Genomic DNA, 19,546 nt, shown 5'->3' on the forward strand with positions numbered 1-19,546 from the left:
CGTTTATAGTTATAAAGCAAGACCATGTAGGGCAATGCCGTCAAAAGATCGCCATTGAGCTAAGTCATTTTCCAGTAACCTTACCGTTTCAAATAACTTTTCCTCATCCCCCATAAAACTAATTTCATTATTTCCTATTCTTGCAGATAAGTGCGAAGAGTCAGTATAAACATCATTATCACCACTAGGATTATCTTTTTGGCGTAAAATAACATTGCTATCATTGGATGCAAATTTTTCAATCTCGTTATTAGTTATAATCGGAATGTAAAAACTCTGAACTTCTTCAAAAAGTAGACTATTTTCGAGCGCAATAATAATTTTTTTTTCGTTTTGAACACCCCAAGTTAACCAATCCTTACTAATATTATAAATATCTGGGTAATTAGTACGGTAAGCCATAATAATATATTTTGAGATATAGGAGGATTGAATGTTTTTTACAATTCGCTCGTCAATATCTTTATTGAGTAACCAAAAAGGGATGACAACCTCGATTTTATCACCCCATGACTGACTGAGCATTTCTATGGCATTATTCCAAAGTTGCCAAAAATGGTTGGCATCTTGATTATATTCTTTTAATACATAAGGTTCGATATCATACTGAATACCAGCAAGACAAGGCTTGTCTTCACGCATAGAACAAAACTGTTTAATTATTTTATTGCGCCTAATGGCATTTTTTAAGCCAGAGTCTATGACCATATACGGTGAACCTTCTACCGCAATGATTTTTATTTGATTTTCATAGGCAATATCAAGGAGTTGATTTAACTGTTCTTTAAATTTTATTGTTTCATTTTCAATTGCTAATTGTAGATATATCTGATTGATGCCTTTAGACTTAATTTTTATTATAAATTGTTCTGGAGAAGTATCCCAAGTACGAGTTTCCCAATTCCACATTCCAAGATTAATTGATTTTTTTGTAACTTGTTGATTATTAATGACAGGAGGTTGGGTAGTAATTGTTTGATTCTCGGAGATAGTATTATCATTTTGTATCGAAGCAACCATTTCAGTCGTGGTGGTGGATTTAACTTTATCGTTGTCAACGTAGCTAGATGAAATTAAATTGTTATTTTGTTCTTTTTCCGAGGAAATTGAGGTAAAGATCAGGTTTTGGGTTTTACTTGAAAATGCTTTTTTTTTATACTGATATGAATCTTCATTTGATTGCTCCTCTAACACATTATAAGTACCGTTTGGAGTTTTACATAAAAAAAGATCGACAGCAAAAGAAGGAGTTATAGTCAAAGCTAGTATAAGTAATAGGATAAATCGTATTGTAATCACATTATTTGTCAAATTTGACTCTCTCCATTTTTCCCCAAGATATTTTACCTTTTTTCAATCGAAGAAAACCTTTAAGTTTCCAGAACAAACAAATTTGCCGATAACCAAAATTTTCCAACAAAGATATTAAAAAAAGTGATAATAAATATTTTACTTTATCAAGTCCCTTTAGCAATAATCCATCTATGGCAATGGCTACTGAAGTAATTAATATATTGTAACAAATGACTAGCAAAAAATAGGATAAGACTAGATTACCATTCACAATCTCAAGATACCAAAAGAGCGGTAGTAATATGTAACCTAAAAATTCAGACAATGGCCCTATAATATCGGTTAATATTGAAAAGGGTAAAATTAAAAAACTAATTCTGCGGTATTTTATATCAAAAGTTAAATTTTGGAAATGAAAAAATGTTTGTAATGCGCCAATATGCCAGCGAATACGTTGATTTCGTAAAACACTCCATTTTTCAGGAACCTGTGTCCAGCAAATGGCTGTTGGGACATATTTAATTTTATAATCAACCTTTGAATCATAAATATATTTATGTAATTTAACTGTAAAGTCATAATCTTCACCTACCGAACCAACGGAAAATCCACCAATGCGAATGGCAAAATCACGACGAAACAAGCCAAAAGCCCCTGATATAATTGGTAACGCGCTAATATGATTCCAAGCAACTTTTGCCATTAAAAAAGAACGCATATATTCGACAATTTGTAATTGAACAATGTATTTTTTAGATAACTTGATTTTTTTCACTACCCCATTTTTGATCAAACAACTATTGGCAACGCGTACTGTTCCGCCAACTGCAATCGTTTTTGGATCGTCAATGAAGGGAACCATAGCATTTGTAAGAGCATCGGGTGCTAAAATTGAATCAGCATCTAAAAGACAAATAATCGGTGAACGACTTAAATTAATCGCAGCGTTATGTGCATCAGCTTTGCCACCATTGACTTTATCGATAACACGTAATCGGCTATCTTTACGCGAAACATAAACACCTTTTATTTGAGCATGTGAAAGATGATTTGGATTATTAGTATTGAGATTGTGTAAAGTTTTTTCTAAATTAAAAAATTGATTAATTAATTCAAAAGTATCATCAGTTGAGCCATCATTGACAACTATCACATCTGCATTAGGATAATCAGTAGCAAGAATAGACTTGATACTTTCAATTATGGTTACACTTTCATTATAAGCAGGCATAATAATTGTAATTGGATGTAACATACCGTCATTTTTTTGTATACTTTGTATTTTTCTTTCTTTATGTGGATTATCAAAAAACACATATAACGCTATGATAAGTTGTATAAAGTAAATGAAAATTTGTAACAGTCCAATAAACATAATAATAAAAACTGTCGCTTGCATTGAAACAACTAAAGAGTTGTATATATAACTATTCATAATGTTGCCCATACTTTATTTTTATAAAAACTGTTATTGATATCATCCCAATAAACAAATAATTTTGTATCAAAATTAAAGTTTTTTGTTATAAGCTCCTGAATATTACATATCCTATCTTGATAACAAAGTTCATTAATGAAATTTAAAATATAACAACTGTGAATGATTCCTGATGCTTTACATTGCAAACCAAGTAAAGTTTCAAATAATTGTTGCATGTAATCTCGTTGATCTTCTCTGGCAAACATAACATAAGGCGTTATGTAGTTATTGGAAATTTCTCTTAACATGGTAAGTAACGTACTATTGAAATTACTTGATTCTTCGTCAATTACTTGTGATTCAAATTGTAATAAGTTATACGATGGAATAAGACGTAAAAAGCAAAATAATCCTTTTTGTGGTATTGTATTGAACAACTTAGTAATGAGGTCGATTAAGGATACATTGGGATTACTGATTACTAAGCTTAATGCAGCAGCGATAGCAACTTCTTGCCTAGGGTCTAAACAAGCTTTTTCTAAAGCTATAAATGATTTTTGGCATGGGTAGTAAGACAACATATTAGCAGCATCAACTCGTTGTTGAACAGTTCCTTTATGTAAGAGTGCACGTAATTTTGTTTGGAATGTTTCTTCTGCAAAAAAAGGTAGAAATTCTTGCACTTCATAGCGTTGCTTTTTGGCAAAAAAAGCGACAATCAGTATTAGTGATCCCGATGATAATGTTTTATCAATGGCATTTTTAAAAATAATTTTATTGTTTTGTTTAATGCTTTGGTTGTAGGCCGTAATTAAGGTTACTTTTAACTTATTGAAGTGTCGCCGTTGGTTTCTTCTTTTAAAGTAAATTATCGAGGTTATGATTATTACAATGAAACCAAACAGCACAAAACTACCATTATAGATATTGATATAACGTATTAGAATTTCCATTTTATTCCGCACCCTATAGTATTTTTGTTATACAACTTATGGTTATGGGTTGTTTCTTTACGATCTTCGTTCGTATAGTTGATATTTATGGTAACGATTTCAGATATGTCATAAGAAAACCCAACAAAACGAGCAGACACTTTAATTAATGAACGGGTAAAATTACTTGACCGATCCGATGTTTCTTGAGAATTAGAATAACCAGCAAATAAGTGTAGTTTTTCGGTAGGCGAATCGGTTATTTTAAGTAAAAAACCGCTCATATGTTTATTATCTTGATCAAAGGTATTATTCCATTTTCCTGATAAAGACAGTCGTTCACCAAAAAAATATTGGATTATACCTGGATCGATACTTTTAATGTTCCCATCATCGTAATGATCTAACTTCATATCCAAAGTAACATGAAAAGAGTTAACATTTTGATTTACTGAATCAAATAAAATGTAATCGATTCCATTAATTAGCGTGTATTTGGCAAATAATTTATTTTGGGGGGAGATAAATCCTGTTAAATAACCGTACGCTCTGTCGTTAAAAGTGTGCCAAAGTGTTCCCCCATATTTTTGATCGTTCATATGAAAACGTTGTGATTGTGCAAAATATCCCGTTATCGTATCTGTTTTAGATAATTTATAAGATAGAGCCATTTCCATTTCGTTCCAATCGGCATAAGACTTTGATAAATGGCTATGGGTACCTCCTAAATTAAAATCCCAATTATGAATAGAATTTTTTATGGCTTCGATGGTTTTGCTAATTGTTAACAATTGAACATCATTAGGTGATTGTTCTATATATTGATTTAGCAATTTTTCCGCTTCATCTGGATCATCAGGATTTTGCGCTAAAATAACGCTCACCAAACCATATTGTGCATCAACATAGTTAGGTGAAATGGATAAAGCCTTTTGAAATGATTGTTTGGCTTGGTCTAATTTGCCTAATGCATAATAATTGAAACCCAACTGAACCAAGACATCAGAATTAGTTGGTGATAGTTGATTTGCAATTTGCAGTTTTGACAATGCGAGTTTAAAATTCTGAAACTTTTTAGCCTCTATACTCTCTTTAAGCAGTTGATCGGCTTTTATAGCGTTATCAAAGTCGTTGTTGTCGGCTATAGCTGTGGAGCTATAAGTTAAAATACTAATAATTAAGACGATTCTATAGAACATATAAATCCTTAATCCATTATATTTTTGTTTGGTATTTTTTATGTACTTAATTTACCAATCACAAAGCTACTATTCCGACCATAATGCTGGCGGAATCAATATAGGGAGTGCTAGAAATATAGTCGAACGAAGTACTCCCTTCCTTTTTGAATCAATGCATTTTCGATAAAAATCTAAACTACTTTAAATCAATTGGGGCTACTGCATAATTGTGTTAATTTGTACTGATATTGATTTTGATGCTGATAAGATAGCATCATTTTTGTGACATAAAATTGTAAACAATTTATAAAGTTACTGAACTGACCGTATAATTGTAAGACTGCTTCTTCAACGGTAGTGATTGAATTATAGTATAATTTTTGTGCAAAAGATATTTATAACTAGTTATTTTTTGTAAAGAAATTTTAGCATTCAAACAATGTTTGTTTTTCTCCCTAATTTATCAAAAAAAGACTATAATATTATCTTTTTACTAGGCGAAGAATATATGGATAAGATAAAAATTATTTTTTTTATAGTATCAGTGTTTTTTATTTTTAATTCATCTTTTGCAATTGAAAACAAAATTTCCTTCCCTGTGCTTTTAGAAAAGATACAACAAAGTGATCGCGATAATCGCCAATATGAGGTAATTGAATTGGCAAATCAAATGCGCGTACTATTGGTTTCTGATCCTAAAGCGGCAAAATCATTAGGATCATTAGCATTACCCGTAGGTTCACTTCAAGATCCCAAAGATCAGCAAGGATTAGCTCACTACACAGAACATATGGTACTGATGGGATCGAAAAAGTACCCTGAACCATCAAGTTTTTCTGAATTTTTAAACCGCCATGCAGGTAGCTATAATGCCAGTACTGCTGCTCATCGTACTGCTTTTTATTTTGAAGTTGAAAACAGTGCGTTAGATACTGCGATAGATTATTTAGCTGATGCAATAGCAGAACCTAAATTAGATTCTAATTTTGCAGATAAAGAACGCAATGCGGTTAATGCTGAAATGACGATGGCCAGATCAACTGATGGTTTTAGAATCCGGCAAGTTAATGCAGAAACTATCAATCCTGATCATCCAGCAGCACAATTTGCAGGTGGTAACTTAGAAACATTAAGTGATAAACCAAATAGTAAGCTACAAGATGCTTTAGTGGCTTTTCATAAAGATTATTATTCATCCAATATTATGGTAGGGGTGATTTATAGTAATCAATCCATCAATAAATTGGCAAAATTAGCAGAAGCAACCTTTGGCAAAATCCCGAACAAAAATATTACTGCTCCTAAAGTGGATAAACCCGCATTAACGCCAAATTTGCTAAGTAAACAAATTGCCATGGTGCCGGCTCAACCGAAAAAATTGCTGTTTTTACAATTTCCAATGGAAAGCAATTTGGCTAAATTTGCTGATAAAACCGATGAATATATCAATTATTTGATCAGCAATAGTAGTCAAAATACCTTATCAGACCAACTGAAAAAACAAGGTTTAATTGAAGGTATAAGCTCAACTTATGATTCTATTCGTTATGGTAATAGTGGTACGTTTAGTATAAATGTGAGTTTAACTGATGAAGGCCTTGCTCAGAAAGATAAAGTAATTGGCGCTATTTTCAATTATTTACAATTAATTCAAAAGCAAGGTGTTTCTGAAGCCTATTATGAAGAGCTTAGAAAAGTTTTAGCATTACAATTTAAGTATGAAGATGTAGAACGGGATATGTCGTATGTAGAATGGCTATCCGATCAGATGTTGCTCTATCCAGTGCAAAATGTATTAAATTCTGATTATGTTGCCACAAATTTTGATAAAGCAGCAATAATTGCTCGCTTAAAAAGTTTAACGCCTGATAATATTCGAGTTTGGGTGATTTCTCCTGATCAAACTACTGATAAAACTGCTTATTTTGTCGAAGCACCTTATAAAATTGAAAATATTACCAGCGAACAAAAAGCCAGTTGGTCAACATTGGGTAAAAGTTTTACTTTTACGTTGCCAGAATTAAATCCTTATATCCCTGATGATTTCTCGATAACAAAACAAAATTATGATCAAGCCCAACCAATCGAATTTAGTAAACGTGGGAATCATATCCATTTTGTTAGCCAATATTTTAAAAATGAACCTAAAGCAGCTATTGTGGTTTCATTACGTAACAATCAAGCTTTCGACTCAGCTAAAGCAGATGTCGAATTTGAGTTACTTGACTATATTGCAAACCGAAGTTTAAGTAATTTGCAATTTCAAGCTGCAGTAGCGGGGATTTCGTTATCCACTCAAGGCGATAATGGTTTAATGATCTCAGCAAGTGGTTTTAGTCAACATTTACCAAAAATGGTTACATCAATTCTTGATAGTTATCGCAATGTAACTATTGATGAACAAACTTTAGCTTTGGCAAAATCTTGGTATTTGCAAAAACTTGATAATGCCGATCATGCTAAAAGTTACTGGTTAGCTGTTCAACCGATTAATGCGTTATCAGTGTTACCACATTATTATGAACGAGATGAACGACGCCAAATTACTGCCAATATTACCATTGAAGATATTGTCAATTATCGTGATAACTTACTTTCTCGTTCTGTGCCATACATGATTAGTTTGGGCAATTTATCTAACGAGAGCTCTTTAGATCTTTATCACTCAATCCAAAAAACGTTAGTAAGGGATGTTGAATATACACCGAATGAAAATGTTATTATCAAAAATTCACTGGATGCCAAAATTACTCAACAAGCTAAGAGTACTGATAATGCTTTAATAATGGGTTATATTCCAACAGGCTATAATAGGATTAGTAGTGGTATGTTGAGTTATACCTTGACTAAAATCGTATCTCCATGGTTTTATGATCAAATACGTACTAATGAACAATTAGGTTATGCAGTATTTGCGGCTCCTATGACAATAGGTGATTCCATAGGGATGAGCTTTATCGTACAAAGTAACCAATATGATCCAGCGTATTTGTTTAAACGATATAAAGAATTTTATCCTGTAATATCAAGTAAATTGCATGCATTATCTAAAGATGACATTAATCAATATAAAAAAGCGGTACTTGATGAATTAACTATGCCACCGCAAACTTTAGATGAAGAATTAAACCGTTATTTACCTGATTTTCGCAATAACCGTTTAATGTTTGATTCATTAAGAAAAAAAATTGAGCAAGTGAAGAAAATCACCAAGCAAGATCTTACTGATTATTATCATCGCGCAGTTATGGAGCCAAAAGGTTTAGTGTTAGCGTCACAAGTTTTAGGTAAACGCGAAGCTGATGCAAAACAACCAGAAGCCATTTCAGAATTTACTGAATATAAAAATGTATCATCTTTACAAAAAATTCTATTAAATTAATTTATGTTTTAAAAATAAGCATAAAAACAGGTTAAACCTGAAAGATTTTTACAAAAATTGGCATTGTTATCACCATGTGATACACTGCCAAAATCCTAATGTTTTGAGTGTATTATGATTACTGGAACGATTGATTATTGTGCTATAGGTCAGCGTTTGCGCGCATATCGAATTGCGGCTTCGCTAAAAGCGGAAGATGTTGCAAAAAATCTTAAAATTTCACGAGCAGCCGTTTATCGGTTAGAGAAAGGTGAAATTATTAAAATAGAAACTTTAGAGCGGTTGGCTTCTTTACTCAATACTTCTTTTGCGAGTTTACTTGGTATTGATACTGAATATTATTCAAGTGGTGAAGGATTTTTTGAAAGAATGCGACAACTTGAAGACCAATCAACTCATATTTATTCTCATTTCGATCCATTCTCATTTTTATTAACTTCACCAAACTATCTTAACCATTTAGCTATGATGCTAGAAGAGTCTAGCGAGTCAATCGAACCGCAAAAATATGCAATGATTTTGTCAATTTTAAGACATCGTAAAATACAGTTTTACCAATCAATACCTAAGGTAATTAATCTAATTAGCTTACGTAATGTTGAACGTTTTTTGCATATAGGTTTAGTGGGTAACTTAACCATTTCACCAGGCAAAAAGTCAGCAAGAATGCTGCTTGCTCGTAAAGAAGTCTATCATTTGATCGAACTTATTGAGCAAAAATCTTCTGCGCCTACCATTGCTATTACTCAAGAAGCTATTCCATCAATTGCTTTCCAAATTTTTTATCAAAATGATGAGCCTATTTCACTGGCAATGAGTCCTTTTCGTTTGGGTGAATTACCAAATGTGACAACGGGTATTGCTTCAATTACTTCTTCGCATAATGCAATTAAACATCATCGTTCCTTATTTGATAAATTATGGCAAAATAGTGCCAAAGATGAACATGCAATTGATTTGCTAAAAACAACACTAGATAAATTTTAAAGAATACAAAATATTTAAGAGAGCCATTATGTTATCTTTAACATTACAACCAATAAAAAAATTTAACGGCACCATTAATTTACCCGGTTCTAAAAGTGTGTCTAATCGTGCATTACTATTATCCGCTCTAAGTAAGGGTAATACTCGTTTAACCAATTTACTTGATAGTGATGATGTTCGTTATATGCTCGATGCTTTGGCAGCGTTGGGGGTAAATTATCAGTTATCGCATGACCGAACTATTTGTGATGTCGAAGGTGTAGGCGGTATGTTACATTCAACGCATGCCTTAGAGCTTTTTTTGGGGAATGCAGGTACCGCAATGCGACCACTTACTGCTGCTTTATCTTTAGGCAATAATAATATTGTACTAACTGGTGAGCCGCGCATGAAAGAGCGTCCAATAGGTCATTTAGTTGATTCGTTACGTCAAGGCGGTGCTAAAATTGATTATCTTGAAAATGAAGGTTACCCGCCACTTCATATTCACGGTGGTTTTATTGGCGGTAATATTCAAGTTAATGGTTCAGTTTCTAGCCAATTTTTAACCGCATTATTAATGGCTTCACCTTTAGCGCCAAATGATACTGAAATCACGATAATTGGAGATTTAGTTTCTAAGCCCTATATTGATATTACGATTAAGATGATGGCGATTTTTGGTGTTACAGTGACCAATCATCATTATCAAAAATTTACAATTAGAGGCAATCAAAGTTATCAATCCCCAGGTAGTTATTTAGTTGAAGGTGATGCTTCGTCTGCTTCTTATTTTTTAGCCGCTGCTGCAATTAAAGGCGGTACAGTGCGTGTTACAGGTATTGGTAAAAAAAGTTTACAAGGCGATATTCAATTTGCCCATGTGCTTGAAAAAATGGGCGCTAAAATTACGTGGGCAGATGACTATATTGAGTGTACTTGCTGTGAGTTAAATGGCATTGATATGGATATGAATCATATCCCTGATGCAGCGATGACTATTGCAACAACGGCACTTTTTGCGAAAGGACCAACAACGATTCGCAATATTTATAATTGGCGAGTTAAAGAAACTGACCGTTTATATGCGATGGCAACAGAATTAAGAAAAGTTGGTGCTACGGTTGATGAGGGTGAAGACTATATTACTATCGTACCACCCGCTAAATTAACCCATGCTGAGATAAAAACTTATAATGATCACCGTATTGCGATGTGTTTTTCATTAGTTGCATTATCTGATACGCCAGTAACTATATTAGATCCTAAATGTACAATGAAGACTTTTCCTGATTATTTTGAACAATTTAAACGACTAAGTGAAGAATAAAATGAATCAATCTGTTCCTGTTATTGCAGTTGATGGGCCAAGTGGTGTTGGTAAGGGCACATTATGTCAAGCGTTGGCAAATCATTTTAAATGGCATCTTTTAGATTCTGGCGCAATTTATCGAGTGCTTGCGCTTTCGGCGCTTAAGCAAAATATTGCTCTTGATGACGAACAAAAACTTGCCAATTTAGCGCTTAATTTACCATTGACATTTGATACCAGTGGCAGTGAAGTAAAAGCTTTATTAAATAATATTGATGTGTCAAAAGATATCCGCACAGAACAAACAGGCGGGGCTGCATCCAAAGTTGCTGCAATTACTAGTGTTCGAACTGCTTTGTTACAACGCCAACGAGACTTTAGGCAAGCTCCAGGACTGATTGCGGACGGTCGAGATATGGGCAGTGTTGTGTTTAAAGATGCGCCAGTTAAGATATTTCTTGATGCGAGTGCAGAATCCCGAGCAGAAAGAAGAATGAAACAGTTGCAAGATAAGCAAAATCATGTTAAATTCGCCGAAATTTTGCAGGAGATAACTGCGCGTGATGAGCGCGATCGAAATCGAACCGTTGCGCCACTTAAACCTGCGGATGATGCTTTAATAATTGATACCACATCCCTATCTATTCAAGATGTTTTCAATCAATCTATTAAGTATATAAATAAAGAACTTGCGTTGTAAGTTTGTTTACAGCGTGGAACTCGCTCCAATATAAGGATGTATGGAGTATCACCAACAACCCCACAAGACAGGATGTAATGTGGACGTTAATTTTAACTTAAAGTATATAAATATGACTGAATCTTTTGCTCAACTCTTTGAAGAGTCTTTAAATCAACTAGACACTCGTTCTGGTAATATGATCCGCGGTACTGTCGTTGCAATCGACAAAGATGTTGTTTTAGTTGATGCTGGTTTAAAATCTGAATCAGCAATTCCAGTAGAGCAGTTTAAAAATGCCCAAGGCGAATTAGAAGTTCAAGTTGGCGACGTAGTTGATGTCGTTCTTGACTCAATTGAAGATGGCTTTGGCGAAACAATCTTATCTCGTGAAAAAGCTAAACGTCACGAAGCGTGGCTAACACTAGAAAAAGCAGTTGAAGATGCTGCAACAGTTTTAGGTGTTATCAATGGTAAAGTTAAAGGTGGCTTTACGGTTGATCTTAATGGCGTTCGCGCGTTCCTTCCTGGTTCGCTTGTTGATGTTCGTCCATTACGCGATACTTCTCACATTGAAAACAGAGAAATCGAATTAAAAGTTATCAAATTAGACCAAAAACGTAACAACGTAGTTGTTTCACGTCGTGCTGTTATTGAATCTGAAAACAGTGCAGAAAGAGAACAACTTCTTGAAAATCTACAAGAAGGTTCAGAAGTTAAAGGTATTATTAAAAACCTTACTGACTATGGTGCATTCGTTGATCTTGGCGGTGTTGATGGTTTACTTCATATCACTGATATGGCTTGGAAACGTGTTAAACATCCAAGTGAAGTGGTTGAAGTGGGTCAAGAATTACTTGTTAAAGTACTTAAATTTGACAAAGACCGTTCACGTGTATCTCTAGGCTTAAAACAATTAGGCGAAGATCCATGGGTATCAATTGCTAAACGTTATCCAGAAGGTACTAAAGTAACTGGTAAAGTAACTAACTTAACTGATTACGGTTGTTTTGTTGAAATTGAAACAGGTGTTGAAGGTTTAGTTCACGTTTCTGAAATGGATTGGACAAACAAAAATATTCACCCTTCTAAAGTTGTCAGCTTAGGTGACGTGGTTGAAGTTGTTGTTCTTGAAATTGATGAAGAACGTCGTCGTATCTCTCTAGGTCTTAAACAATGTAAACCAAATCCATGGTTACAATTTGCTGAATCACACAACAAAGGTGATAAAGTTAGCGGTAAGATCAAATCAATCACTGATTTTGGTATCTTCATTGGTTTAGATGGTGGTATTGATGGTTTAGTTCATCTTTCAGATATTTCTTGGAATATGCCTGGTGAAGAAGCAGTTAAATCTTACAAGAAAGGTGATGATATCGAAGCTGTTGTGTTACAAGTTGACGCAGAACGTGAACGTATCTCTTTAGGTATTAAACAACTTGAAGATGACCCATTCAGTAGCTTTGCAGCTAACTACAAAAAAGGTACAATCGTTAAAGGTACTGTTACTGCAGTTGATGCTAAAGGTGCAACTATCGAAATCGCAGAAGGTATTGAAGGCTACTTAAAAGCACAAGATATCGCTCGTGAACGTATTGAAGATGCAACTACTGCATTAAAAGCTGGTGATGAAGTTGAAGCTAAGATTGTTAATATCGATCGTAAAGCTCGTGCTATTTCTTTATCAATTCGTGCTAAAGATGAAGCTGATGAAAAAGAAGCACTTGCAGCTGTAAATAACACAACTACTCAAGAAGATGCATCATTTACTAACGCAATGGCGGAAGCATTTAAAGCAGCATCAAAAACTGAGTAAAAAATGTTTATGTAAAGAGTAAAGAGGGCTTGCCCTCTTTTTCTTTTGTAGTATAAAATGAACTAATTTTATGCCGCGCAAAATTAATTAGGAGTGACCATGAACAGATCAGATTTAGCAGAAAAAATAGCCAACTGGCGGGCTCATCTTCCCGTGCAGCTAGTTGATGATGCTGTGAGAGATATCATCGAGCAGATCGCGTTAGCTATGGAAAGTAATGATCGTGTTGAAATTAGAGGTTTTGGTAGTTTCAGTTTAAATTACCGAGCCCCACGTAAAGCAAGAAATCCTAGAACTGGTGGTAATGTTGAAGTTAAACACAAATATATTCCACACTTTAAACCAGGTAAAGAGTTACGTGAAAGAGTTAATAATGCTGCTAAAGCATAATATTTAGGCATTAGCGTTCTTAAAGCCTTTGATTTCGATCAAAGGCTTTTTATTTCACTGTTATTTAATTGTGGACAGTCAATAATTCATTTTACTATTATACGATCTTTGCACACATAGCGATTTAATTATCAAATCAACCTTTCTTATATATTAATAAATAACAATGTGTTGTAATAAACTTACTGTTTCCAAATTATTCTCTAATCACAAATAAATTGGGAGATAACTCCAAAATTTCAAGATGAATTGTTTTGTTCTAATACCTGTATGATAAGTTGAGTGTTCTATAAAATGAATCTTACTTAGGTTTATGCGACAGTTATTCTCACTTGATTTATTGGCAATCATATTTTCGTTTGGCTGTTTGCCATTGATGTTTTTACCTTCACTGTTGTGTGACTATCAATGGTATGTGATAGTGTTAATATTGATTGTAATTATTCTAATTGTTCCGTCTAAATTTCAAAATTATGTGATTATTATTACCGTATTTTCTATTAGTTTTTTATGGTCTGTGGCGTATTCTAAACAATATTTAACAAAAATTGAGCCATATATCGATAAAACGATCATGGTAAAAGCAGAAGTTGAAACTATAAATACTCAATTTTCAACTTCGTCAACCGATCCTTATCCTGTAAAATTTGCAATCAATGATGATTCTCAACCCTTGCTATATCCTAAGGTAACAATATCGGTATATTGGGACCAACAGATTAAACCAAAAGCAGGGCAAATCTGGCAATTAACCTTAAAAACAAAAGTAGTACATGGCTATTTAAATGAAGGTGGTTTTGATAGCCAACGTTTTGCCATGGCTAATCGAAACCTTCTATCAGCAAAATTAATTCAAGCTGAGTTACTTGAGGATAACTTAAGTATTCGGCAGTTAATAGCTGATTACACCTTACCTTACATTGATCTATTCACTTATCAAGGTATTTTGATCGCATTAGCTTTTGGTGATCGTAGTCATATGGTTGATGAACATCGAATTATTATGATGCAAACTGGTGTTGCCCATCTAATGGCTATATCAGGTATGCACATTTTATTGGTTTTTGGACTTTGTTGTATTCTATTAAAAGTTTTGATGTTTTTTATTCCTCAGCGTTTTATCTACTTTTTCATCCCAATCATAATAGCATGGCTAGCTGCACTATTTTATGCATGGTTAACAGGACTTAATCCTCCTGCATTACGAGCCATGTTAGCATTATCTATTTGGATATATTTACGTTTTAAAAACAGTCAAATCAGTGCTTGGCAAAAATTAAACCGTATCATTGCGTTATTATTACTTTTTGATCCGCTAATGATTTTATCAGAAAGTTTTTGGTTATCTTGTTATGCGGTAGTGAGTTTAATTTTTTTATTTGATTGGTTGCCTCTACCTAAATTTTTAAATTATAAAAAACGTTGGTATTGGGTCAGATTATTGCATTTACAATTTGGTTTAACCTTATTATTGTTACCTATTCAATTGGTCATTTTTCAAGGTATCAGTTTGGTCTCCTTGTTAACAAACTTAATTGCAATTCCTGTAATTACATTATTCACTTTTCCTTCAATTATTTTTGCGCTGTTATTTAGTGTTAGTCATTGTTTTCATCTTGCTTTATGGTGCTGGTTTATTGCCAATAAATCGCTTGAATTGCTATTTGTTAGCTTAGATAAATTAAATTTTTTATGGTTTGATATTCCCGCAGATTTTTATTTTTTAAGTATTTTGGGTTGGTTGGCTTTTGTTGTTGTACGTACTGAATTATGGCGACGTTTTTGGTTAACTTTGTTAATAATTTTAATGATACTTTGCACACCACTTTTTAAACAGCAAGAGGATTATTGGCGTTTAGATATGCTGGATGTTGGACATGGGTTAGCAATTGTTATTCATAATGGCACATCAGCAGTTTTGTTTGATACCGGGGCTAAATGGGAAAAAAGCTCCGCAGCAGAGCGGATTATTTTACCTTTTTTACGATGGCATAATTTAAATTTGGAAGGAATTATCATTAGCCATCAACATAATGACCATATAGGTGGTTTAGATTTACTGCAAAGTCGTTATCCTAATGCCTGGTTAATGAGCTCATCTTCAGCATTAGATAACCATTACCAATGTTTAGCAGGTAATACTATTGTATGGAATAATTTGTCTGTTAATGTTCTATGGCCGACACAATTAGTTGAGTATGCACAAAATGCAGATTCGTGTGTGGTTCAGGTGACCGATGGACATTTTTCTGTCCTTTTGACCGGAGATTTAGAGCGCAATCAAGAATATCAATTAGTCACTAAGTTTCGAAACGAATTGGCTTCAACCATATTGCAAATTCCTCATCATGGCAGTAGTACTTCATCTAGTTATGCTTTTTTAAATCATGTTAAACCAGTAAAAGCATTGATCTCAACTTCTCGATATAATCCTTGGAGGTTACCATCAGATAAAGTCATAGCAAGATATAAAAATTTAGACATAGATTACTATATTACCGCGAAAACCGGGCAAATCAGTCTAATTTTTGACAATCAAAAATGGATATTAAAAACCATGCGCAGTGAAATTAAACCAAGATGGTATCATGATTGGTTTGGTAGTTTACCAATTTATGAGTAAAATAGCTTATCTTTTGCTGTAAGCAATTAATCTTGTAAATGCAATATCTAACAGGTATAAAAACAAGACTAAACATAATTGAGTGATATTAACGTGATGATTGAAAAACTTTGGTATGGTAAAAATCGGTTATTTTGGTTACTAATACCGTTTTCTCTATTATATGGTTTAATTGCTTTTGTTCGTCGTTTTTTATATAAAATTGGTATTTTTAAATCTTGGCGGTCACCGGTACCTATCATTATTATTGGTAATTTATCAGTGGGCGGTAATGGTAAAACGCCATTGGCTATTGGTTTGATTGAAGCTTTACAGGCAAAAGGGTTGAAAGTTGGTCTTGTATCGCGTGGATATGGTGGTAAAGCTGAAAACTATCCGCTTATTTTAGATGACACAACAACAACCGACCAAGCAGGCGATGAACCCGTACTTATTTACCAACGAACCCATGCCCCTGTAGCAGTCTCGCCTAATCGATGCCAAGCTGTTAAAGCATTATTAGAACAAAATCAATTAGATGTAATTTTAACGGATGATGGTTTGCAACATTACGCATTAGCAAGAGATATTGAAGTTGTTGTCGTGGATGGTAAACGATTATTTGGTAATGGTTGGTGGATGCCAGCTGGTCCAATGAGAGAGAGACAAAATCGCTTGAAATCAGTTGATTTAATCATTGTAAATGGTGATAGTATAAATAATTTGACCCAGCAATATCCTGATAAAACTTACACTATGCAATTAGTACCGAAATATGTGATAAATTTGCTCACCAAAGAAAAAAAAGAGTTATCTTCGTTATCAAATATTTGTGCCGTTGCGGGTATTAGTAATCCGAAAAGATTTTTTGATATGCTGATTAATATGAAGGCTAATTTAAACAAAACCGTCGCTTTTGCTGATCATCAAAAATTTACCTTATCATTATTAAATAATGTAGTTAGTCGTGAGCAGACACTTTTAATGACTGAAAAAGATGCCGTAAAATGTCAGCAGTTTGCTCAACCCAATTGGTGGTATTTGCCTATAGATGCTGTGATACCCAAACCAGCCATTGATCAGATCTGTGTATTATTAGATAAAACCAAATCTCAAAGAGAATAAAAAATGAAACAAATTCTATTAAGTGCGCTTGCTTGCCCTAAATGTCATGGACAATTGCAGTATGATGCAGAACATCAACAATTAATCTGCCAAGCCGATAATCTGGTTTTTGCAATTAAAGATAAGATTCCAGTGTTGCTTGAATCAGAAGCTCAACCAATCAATCAAACACAATCTATTGAAGAATAAAAAGATATAAGGCTTTAGTTATGAAATTTTCAGTTATTATTCCTGCTAGGTATGCTTCAAGCCGTTTACCCGCTAAGCCGCTGGCAGATATCCATGGTAAACCAATGATTGTGCGTGTAATGGAACAAGCACAAAAATCCTCAGCCCATCGTGTAATTATTGCTACTGATCATCAGCAAGTATTTGATGTTGTCAAATCCTATAATGGTGAAGTTATTTTCACTAGTGATAAACATAATTCAGGCACAGAACGTTTAGCTGAGGTGATTAATCGTTATCAATTCGCTGACGATGAAATAATTGTTAATGTGCAGGGTGATGAACCCTTAATTCCTCCTGTTATTATTGATCAGGTGGCTGAAAACCTAGTGCAGTATAAAACAGGGATGGCAACACTCGCCGTACCAATTGATTCAGCCGAAGAAGCGTTTAATCCTGGAGCGGTAAAAGTTGTGACTGATAAAGATGGTTATGCGTTGTATTTTTCTCGTGCAACGATTCCTTGGGAGCGTGATCGATTTGCTAAATCAACTGATTTACTGAAACAATCAAGCATTGGTGATTTTTATCTTCGTCATATAGGTATTTATGCTTATCGTGCTGGCTTTATTCGCCAATATATCAACTGGGCGCCATCATCACTTGAGCAGATTGAAATGTTAGAACAATTGCGGGTACTTTGGTATGGTGAAAAAATTCATGTGGCAGTTGCAAAACAATCTCCTGCAATTGGGGTAGATACACAAGAAGATTTAGAAAAAGTAAGAGCATTATTTAAGGAGTAAGCTATGGCAAACTTTACAGGTTTTACGCAAGCAGGGCTTAATTTTCTACAAGATGCTTGGATCAATAATAGCAAACCTTGGTTTGAAGAGCACCGCACAATCTATGATAACGATTTAGTTAAACCTTTTCGCTTATTGGTCGAACAACTAACACCAGATATGCTTAAAATTGATGAATGGTTTGAAACGCGTCCAGCGATTGGTAAAACGATATCACGTATTCATCGTGATACGCGGTTTTCCAATGACAAATCGCTTTATCGTAGCCATTTATGGCTAACATTTAAACGACCCAATCGTGATTGGAAAGAAGCACCTGCTTACTTTTTTGAAATCAGTCCAAGTAGTTATCAATATGGACTTGGTTATTACTGTCCTTCCAAACAGACAATGGATATTTTTCGAGAAGAAATTCTTAATGATACAAGTAAATTTCTTGAAATGACACGCTGTGTTAAAAAGCCATTTGAATTGGTTGGTGAAAGCTATAAACGTCCATTAATTAAAGAACAAGATGAAAAGATAGCGACATGGTATAACCGAAGAAATTTAGCAGTGTTGGTAACAAGCAACCATATTGAAGATGTGCTAAATGGTGAACTACCTAAAAAATTGGCGAAAGGATTTAAACAGTTAGTTCCACTTTATGATTATTTAATGCGAGTAGAAATGATTAAAAATATCCCAAAACTATAAATTTTTTTTTCGATAAACTTATATATTTGGGAAATTTATAACTAATTCTTTAATGCCATTAATAATAAATTGTGTACCTACACAAACTAACAAAAATCCCATAATTCTTGAGGTGGCTTCAATGCCACTTTTTCCCATAAACCGCATGATACTCCCAGCACTACGCATACAACACCAAAGTATAATACATAATAATAAAGGAACCAGAATCGACGCGGTGTAAACAACCCAAGTTGAAATATCGTAGCCACCAGTTTTAACTGTTGAAGACATACTAATGATCATTGCTATGGTACCTGGACCTGCGGTACTTGGCATAGCCAGTGGCACAAAGGCAATATTATTGGAAACTTCTTTCTTTTTTGCATCAGCTTCAACGGTTTTATGTGATGGTTGTTGAGGAAATAGCATTCTAAAGCCTATAACGCCAACAATCATTCCTCCCGCGATACGTAATCCAGGAATAGATATTCCAAATGTATGCATCACCAGTTGCCCACAATAAAATGAAACAACCATAATTAAAAACACATAAATACAAGTTAACTTTGATTGATAATTACGTTCTTCATTGGTCATATCGCCAGATAGACCTAATAAAAGTACAACGGTGGTTAGTGGGTTAGTTAATGGGAGAAAGAGAATTAAACCAAAGCCAACAGTCTGTATGAGTTCCAACATAGTTATATCTTGAATCCATTAAAATTATAGCTAAGTATAATAGAAATAAACAAAAAAAGATATAAGGGCGCAGATTAACGCCCAAATATAACAGAGG

At 33.9% G+C, this 19,546-nt stretch carries 16 protein-coding genes; 11 read left to right on the forward strand and 5 right to left on the reverse strand.

The genetic code is table 11. The features are described 5' to 3' along the window. Positions 1-9: 9 nt before the first annotated feature. From GAPWK_RS04625 to GAPWK_RS04640, 4 genes are read right to left on the reverse strand one after another with little or no spacing between them, the layout of a single operon-like run. Positions 10-1,260: a hypothetical protein gene (locus tag GAPWK_RS04625; protein WP_238551145.1), complete on the reverse strand. Its 1,251-nt coding sequence runs from the start codon at positions 1,258-1,260 to the stop codon at positions 10-12. 40 nt (positions 1,261-1,300) lie between these two features. Continuing rightward, positions 1,301-2,728, reverse strand: a complete 1,428-nt coding sequence (locus GAPWK_RS04630) for a glycosyltransferase family 2 protein (protein WP_025315105.1) — start codon at positions 2,726-2,728, stop codon at positions 1,301-1,303. Beyond that, entirely contained in the window at positions 2,725-3,666 is a 942-nt protein-coding gene (locus GAPWK_RS04635) for a hypothetical protein (protein ID WP_025315106.1), read from the reverse strand. Before GAPWK_RS04635 ends, GAPWK_RS04630 begins: the two co-directional genes overlap by 4 nt. Beyond that, complete coding sequence (locus tag GAPWK_RS04640; RefSeq protein ID WP_025315107.1) at positions 3,654-4,844, reverse strand: YaiO family outer membrane beta-barrel protein; 1,191 nt, start codon at positions 4,842-4,844, stop codon at positions 3,654-3,656. Before GAPWK_RS04640 ends, GAPWK_RS04635 begins: the two co-directional genes overlap by 13 nt. Before the next feature lie 490 nt (positions 4,845-5,334). Between GAPWK_RS04640 and ptrA the strand changes: the two genes are divergently transcribed. The 11 genes from ptrA (at position 5,335) to GAPWK_RS04695 (ending at position 18,768) form a co-directional block, all read left to right on the forward strand. Next, positions 5,335-8,208 carry a pitrilysin gene (ptrA, locus tag GAPWK_RS04645; RefSeq protein ID WP_038517933.1) on the forward strand — a complete coding sequence of 958 codons (2,874 nt, stop codon included), beginning with the start codon at positions 5,335-5,337 and terminating at the stop codon, positions 8,206-8,208. A gap of 114 nt (positions 8,209-8,322) precedes the next feature. Further along, positions 8,323-9,195, forward strand: a complete 873-nt coding sequence (locus GAPWK_RS04650; RefSeq protein ID WP_025315109.1) for a helix-turn-helix domain-containing protein — start codon at positions 8,323-8,325, stop codon at positions 9,193-9,195. 28 nt (positions 9,196-9,223) lie between these two features. Continuing rightward, entirely contained in the window at positions 9,224-10,504 is a 1,281-nt protein-coding gene (aroA, locus tag GAPWK_RS04655) for a 3-phosphoshikimate 1-carboxyvinyltransferase (protein ID WP_025315110.1), read from the forward strand. A 1-nt stretch (position 10,505) separates the two neighbouring features. Beyond that, positions 10,506-11,186 carry a (d)CMP kinase gene (cmk, locus tag GAPWK_RS04660; protein ID WP_025315111.1) on the forward strand — a complete coding sequence of 227 codons (681 nt, stop codon included), beginning with the start codon at positions 10,506-10,508 and terminating at the stop codon, positions 11,184-11,186. A gap of 112 nt (positions 11,187-11,298) precedes the next feature. Beyond that, positions 11,299-12,981 (forward strand): 30S ribosomal protein S1, encoded by a 1,683-nt coding sequence (gene rpsA / locus GAPWK_RS04665; protein ID WP_025315112.1) that lies wholly within the window; start codon positions 11,299-11,301, stop codon positions 12,979-12,981. Positions 12,982-13,080: 99 nt separating this feature from the next. Continuing rightward, positions 13,081-13,371 carry an integration host factor subunit beta gene (ihfB, locus tag GAPWK_RS04670; RefSeq protein WP_025315113.1) on the forward strand — a complete coding sequence of 97 codons (291 nt, stop codon included), beginning with the start codon at positions 13,081-13,083 and terminating at the stop codon, positions 13,369-13,371. A 313-nt stretch (positions 13,372-13,684) separates the two neighbouring features. Further along, positions 13,685-15,994 carry a DNA internalization-related competence protein ComEC/Rec2 gene (locus GAPWK_RS04675; protein WP_025315114.1) on the forward strand — a complete coding sequence of 770 codons (2,310 nt, stop codon included), beginning with the start codon at positions 13,685-13,687 and terminating at the stop codon, positions 15,992-15,994. Positions 15,995-16,090: 96 nt separating this feature from the next. Then, a complete protein-coding gene (lpxK, locus tag GAPWK_RS04680; RefSeq protein ID WP_025315115.1) occupies positions 16,091-17,098 on the forward strand; it encodes a tetraacyldisaccharide 4'-kinase in 1,008 nt (335 codons plus the stop codon). A 3-nt stretch (positions 17,099-17,101) separates the two neighbouring features. After that, the gene (locus tag GAPWK_RS04685; protein ID WP_025315116.1) at positions 17,102-17,287 is read left to right on the forward strand and encodes a Trm112 family protein; all 186 of its coding nucleotides are present in this window, start codon (positions 17,102-17,104) and stop codon (positions 17,285-17,287) included. Between the two features lie 20 nt (positions 17,288-17,307). Then, a complete protein-coding gene (gene kdsB, locus GAPWK_RS04690) occupies positions 17,308-18,072 on the forward strand; it encodes a 3-deoxy-manno-octulosonate cytidylyltransferase (protein ID WP_025315117.1) in 765 nt (254 codons plus the stop codon). A gap of 3 nt (positions 18,073-18,075) precedes the next feature. Further along, entirely contained in the window at positions 18,076-18,768 is a 693-nt protein-coding gene (locus GAPWK_RS04695; protein ID WP_025315118.1) for a DUF2461 domain-containing protein, read from the forward strand. 18 nt (positions 18,769-18,786) lie between these two features. Here the strand turns inward: GAPWK_RS04695 and GAPWK_RS04700 are convergent, their stop codons facing one another. Then, positions 18,787-19,449: a MarC family NAAT transporter gene (locus GAPWK_RS04700; RefSeq protein ID WP_038517210.1), complete on the reverse strand. Its 663-nt coding sequence runs from the start codon at positions 19,447-19,449 to the stop codon at positions 18,787-18,789. Between the last annotated feature and the right edge of the window lie 97 nt (positions 19,450-19,546).

The sequence above is a fragment of the Gilliamella apicola genome, from assembly GCF_000599985.1.
Taxonomy (GTDB): Bacteria; Pseudomonadota; Gammaproteobacteria; order Enterobacterales; family Orbaceae; genus Gilliamella; species Gilliamella apicola.